General features: G+C 49.3%; 3 protein-coding genes and 1 tRNA gene. 3 read left to right on the forward strand and 1 reads right to left on the reverse strand.

Going from position 1 to position 5,301, the window contains the following annotated elements:
• Positions 1-2,276: bifunctional diguanylate cyclase/phosphodiesterase (locus B3355_RS03890; RefSeq protein WP_292780357.1), on the reverse strand; the 2,276-nt coding region annotated here is incomplete at its 3' end.
• Positions 2,277-2,492: 216 nt separating this feature from the next.
• Here B3355_RS03890 and ychF point away from each other — a divergent pair.
• The 3 genes from ychF to B3355_RS03905 all read left to right on the forward strand — a co-directional run bounded on the left by ychF (position 2,493) and on the right by B3355_RS03905 (position 5,118).
• Positions 2,493-3,578, forward strand: a complete 1,086-nt coding sequence (gene ychF, locus B3355_RS03895) for a redox-regulated ATPase YchF (protein WP_019881573.1) — start codon at positions 2,493-2,495, stop codon at positions 3,576-3,578.
• Between the two features lie 98 nt (positions 3,579-3,676).
• Positions 3,677-3,753 (forward strand) — tRNA-Met (locus tag B3355_RS03900).
• Positions 3,754-3,903: 150 nt separating this feature from the next.
• Positions 3,904-5,118, forward strand: coding sequence for an MFS transporter (locus B3355_RS03905; protein ID WP_292780368.1), 1,215 nt, complete (start codon positions 3,904-3,906; stop codon positions 5,116-5,118).
• Positions 5,119-5,301 lie beyond the last annotated feature (183 nt).

Genomic DNA, 5,301 nt, shown 5'->3' on the forward strand with positions numbered 1-5,301 from the left:
AATTGCACCGGCGATTTATTCACCGCTACCTGAAACATCGGATGCAGCGACTGGCGCCACTGCCGACACTGCGCAATCGCCGTTTTAAACACCCATTCGCCAATCGGCACAATCAGTAAATTGTCCTCGGCAATGCAGACAAACTCCATAGGCGGAATCAGGCCTTTGACCGGATGCTGCCAGCGCAACAAAGCTTCCGCCTTCACCACCATATTGGTCTGTAAATCCACTACCGGCTGATATTCGAGGAAAAACTCGTCATTGCTGATCGCCTGGCGTAAATCCTGCGACAAACGCATACGGTGCTCGGCACTTTGCTGCATACGCGGCGTGAAATAGGTAAAGCAGTTGCCACTTTTTTGCTTGGACGCATACATCGCCTGGTCCACGCGCTTCATCAGGTCTTCTTTATTGCCCGCATCATCAGGAAAGATCGCAATGCCAAGGCTGGCAGAGACATAGGCATGCGTATCATCCAGTTGAAAAGGCTGCGACAAGGCTTCCAGTATGCGTTGCGCCAATGCTTCCACATGGCTGGCATGGGCATCGCTCAGCATCAGCACAAACTCATCGCCCCCCAGCCGCGCAACCAGGTCTTTGTTACCGACGCAGCCGGTCAGGCGCTTACCTGCCTGCAACAATAACTTGTCACCCTGGTCATGGCCCTGGCTATCATTCACCTCTTTAAACCGGTCCAGGTCTAAAAAGATAATCGCCAGTTTCTGGTTATTATTTTTAATGCCATGTAGTGCCTGATCCAGCCGGTCAAAAAACAGGCGGCGGTTAGGCAAGCCGGTCAGCGTATCAACGTTGGCATATTGCCAGACCACTTCTTCTGACTGCTTGATTTTCGAAATATCCGCCAGCGTGCCCAATATCCGTGTCGGCTTGCCCTGCTCGTCCTGCATCAGCACCATGCCGCGGTCAAACACCCACTTCCAGCTGCCATCCTTGCATAACATACGATACTCAATCGCATATTGCTCACGCTCACCATCCAGCACCTGCTGATGCAAATCCATCGCCACCGGCGCATCATCCGGGTGTATACGCTGGTTCCAGGTGGCCGGTTTATGATCCAGTTCATTCGCGGCAAAGCCCAGAATCTTCTTCCAATGATCAGAAAACACCACTTTGGATTCGAGTACATTCCAATCCCACACGCCATCCCCTGTGCTCTCCATAGCAAACTTCCAGCGCTGCTCGCTGCTGTTGAGTGCCAGGCTGTATTTTTCCAAAGCGTTACGCGTGCGATTACGCACCACAGCGAATTGCACCAGCCCAGCCAATAACAGGCTGATCACCACGCCTAATACACCCATATCGTTAGCATCACGGTAATCAGTGGCCGCTTCAAAGGCAGGCGTAGAACGTGCCTGCAAACGCCAGACCTGGCCACTCACATTCAAAGTATAGGCGACCGTAAACTCGGCCTCGCTGTCATGCACGTGCGCATCCTCAGAGCCACTGTGATACAAAGGCACTTGCCCTTCTTCACGCCCCTGGTCAAACACATCAAAATGCACCAGCCGCTGCTCCATCGGGTGCAAGGCCTCCGCCAACAGGGCTGCCACGTCAAAACGTAAAAACACCCAGCCATTTAACCAATGGCGGCGATCGCCTGTTTGCAGGCCCTCATGCTGACGGTACACCGGCGCATGGAAAATATAGTTTTTATAAGGCTGCACGCTGATATTGGCGGCGTAATGACCAGACAACACCAAACGGTCACCGTCGCCCGCTTCCAGCAAATCCGCGCGTAATTGCGCATCCAGAAAAGTGTTTTTCAGCAGGGTGTCACGGTTGGCATCGTTACGCGGCTCCACATACAACACAGGCGCAATCTCGTCATCGCCTTTGATAAAATCCAACTGCTTGAGCAATTGTGGCAAAGGCATATCCAGGTCTTTAAACGTTTCCGGATGATGCAGGTGGATATATTTGATAAAGCCCAGCGCATTCAGGCTGTTATATTCGGTACTTTTGAGGTAGTCATCGACATAGAGTCTAAACTCTTCGGCCGAGACAAATTGCGAAGATATATACAGCTGCTCCACACCCTTGAGGATTTGCCGGTAAGCATTGAGCCGTTGCTGAATCGCCTCAGACGCAGACACTGTGGACTGCTTGAACTTGACCGCCTGCAAGGCCTCGGCATGATGGCGCTCACTCATCCACAGCAAAAAGGTGGTCTGCAATGCGCATAAGAGGACTGCTGCTGCAATCCATCGTGACGATAAAACTTGTTGTAATGATGCCATATTGAAACGAAACATTTCACATCCTTGTCAGGAAGGCGCATGACGCATATGATTATGCCCCCGCAGTCATGCATTTGTTTATTTATAATAAAACTTAAATCTTGTATGCAACTTGCGTCAAATCAAGATTGATTCTGGCTCTATCTCCATACTAACGGTAAAATATTGGTTTTATTCAATCTTTGCCGCAAATTAATGGTGCGGCAATATTCACGCTAAGGTTCATCCACTATGAAATGCGGTATTGTCGGCCTGCCTAATGTAGGCAAATCCACCTTGTTTAACGCCATCACCAAAGCAGGCATCGCGGCAGAAAACTATCCTTTCTGTACCATCGAGCCTAACGTCGGCATCGTCGAGGTGCCAGACCAACGGCTGCAACCGCTGATCGACATTGTTAAACCGCAAAAGGTACAACCTGCGATTGTCGAGTTTGTCGACATTGCCGGCCTGGTGGCGGGCGCCTCCAAAGGTGAAGGCCTGGGTAACAAGTTCCTGGCCAATATCCGAGAAACTGACGCCATTGCCCACGTCGTGCGCTGTTTTGAAGACGGTAACGTCATTCACGTATCAGGCAAGGTAGATCCATTGGCCGACATCGAAGTGATTAACACCGAGCTAGCACTGGCCGACATGGAAACCGTAGAAAAAACCATGCAGCGCGAAGGCAAAAAAGCCAAAAGTGGCGACAAAGACGCCATCGCCCTGATCAAAGTGCTCGAAAAAGTCGTGCCTTGCCTCAACGACGCCAAAGCTGTGCGCACACTGGGCCTGGATGCCGATGAACTCAACTTGCTCAAACCATTGTGCCTGATCACCGTGAAACCAGTGATGTACATCACCAACGTGATTGAAGGCGGTTTTGAAAACAACCCGCACCTGGATAAAGTGCTGGCATTAGCCAAAACCGAAAACGCGCCTGTGGTCACCATCTGCGCCAAAATTGAAGGTGAAATCTCCGAACTGGACGAAGAAGACAAACTGCTGTTCCTGGAAGAGCTGGGCCAGGAAGAGCCAGGCCTTAACCGCGTCATCCGTGCCGCTTACGATTTGCTCGGCCTGCAAACCTACTTCACCGCTGGTGTACAAGAAGTGCGCGCCTGGACCGTGAAAAAAGGCGCAACTGCCCCACAAGCCGCCGGTGTCATCCACACCGACTTTGAACGCGGCTTTATCCGTGCCGAAGTGATTGCTTACAACGACTATGTGCAATTTAAAGGCGAAAAAGGCTCACAAGAAGCTGGCAAAATGCGCCTGGAAGGTAAAGAGTACATCGTGCAAGACGGCGATGTGATGCATTTCCGTTTTAACGTTTAAAGCAAGCCCGCGCCAACATGCACTAAACAAGTAAATTGGCGTGGATTTACTTTGACAATCCAGCGCAAAATCAATAGAATTGCGCCTTCAGTTTTAATGGTGATGTAGCTCAGCTGGTTAGAGCACAGGATTCATAATCCTGGGGTCGAGGGTTCAAGTCCCTCTTTCACCACCAAAATACTAAATAAGCCATTGATTGAATAGATCAATGGCTTATTTTTTTGCCTAAGTTCCACGAGGTAGTACACAATGGTGAAGCCTGACGCCTGCTCACTTCCGTCATAAAGTCGGCAATTGCATTTCAACTCACTCTTTAAGTAAGTCCATGTCGAATCCCTCAGCCCCGCAGATCCAACTATCCAAAGCCAGGCAAAACCTGATTATTTTTGCGCTCTCCATCGGGGCATTTGCAATTGGTGTGAGTGAATTCTCAAGCATGGGTTTGCTGCTAGAAATCAGCCGTGGATTAGGCGTATCAGAATCCCAGGTTGGCGTTTCTATCAGTATTTATGCATTAGGCGTTGTGGTGGGTGCACCCCTACTGGCGATTTTTGGCGCTGGCCTTAAAAGAAAAAACTTGCTGCTTGCACTCGCATTTATGTATGCCCTCGCCAACATTGCCAGCGCGCTCGCCCCTACTTACGGCACCATGCTCATCGCCAGATTTTTTTCAGGCCTGCCGCATGGTGCCTATTTCGGCATTGCCTCATTAGTCGCAGCATCTATCAGCCCACCTTCGCAAAAAGGCATGGCCGTCACCAAGGTCATGCTTGGCTTGGCCGTCGCAATACTTGTGGGCAACCCGCTTGCGGTTTGGTTAGGGCAACAATTTACATGGCGATTAGCCTTTGCCTTAGTCGGCGTACTGGCATTCATTACATTGTTGATGGTAAACAAGTCGTTACCTTTAGATCATCAAGAGAAAAAATCCAGCCCGATGGAAGAGCTGGCAGCCTTTAATAGACTACAGATTTGGCTAGTGCTTCTCATTGGCGTATTTGGCTTCACCGGTATGTTTACGGTATTTAGTTACATGGCACCGGTGCTGGTCAATGTCACCAAGGTTTCCGAGTCCTATATGCCCTGGCTGGTTGTCGCCTTCGGCATAGGCTCAATCATCGGCATGTTGTCCGGTGGCAAAATTGCAGATGCCATGAAATTCAAAGGCGCATGCCTGCTTATTGTGTGGTCGATATTTGTATTGGCGATGATTCCATTCATTTCCGGCTCTCTGCCAGGCATTGTGATTGCGGCAGTCGCAGTAGGCACCATGATGGCATTACCAGTTACGTTGCAAACGCATTTGATGGAAATTGCTGGCGACGCACAGGTATTATCCGCAGCCGCCATTCAAGCCGCGTTAAATACCGCGAATGCTTTAGGACCATGGTTGGGAGGAATGGCGATTGACCATGGATTAGGTTACAACGTATTTGGTACGATTGGTGCCGCCACTTCCGTGATTGGATTATTGATTTGGGTAATCTCTGTCAAACTGGCTAAGGAAAAACCTTTAAATCCTAAGGACGCAGAAATCTAGAGGTCCAATTCATAAAAATATAGTTTGGGCGTTTCATTCTGCACTATCTAGTCGCTAGATATATTTTAATTCCTGCATGAACAATTAAACACAAATCTTTATCTATCACATAATCATGTGCATCTTTTCTTGATACTTTATATTTAAATCTAACGAAATTATTCTTATCATTTATACAACCAA

The sequence above is a fragment of the Methylophilus sp. UBA6697 genome (assembly GCF_002454655.1).
Taxonomy (GTDB): domain Bacteria; phylum Pseudomonadota; class Gammaproteobacteria; order Burkholderiales; family Methylophilaceae; genus Methylophilus.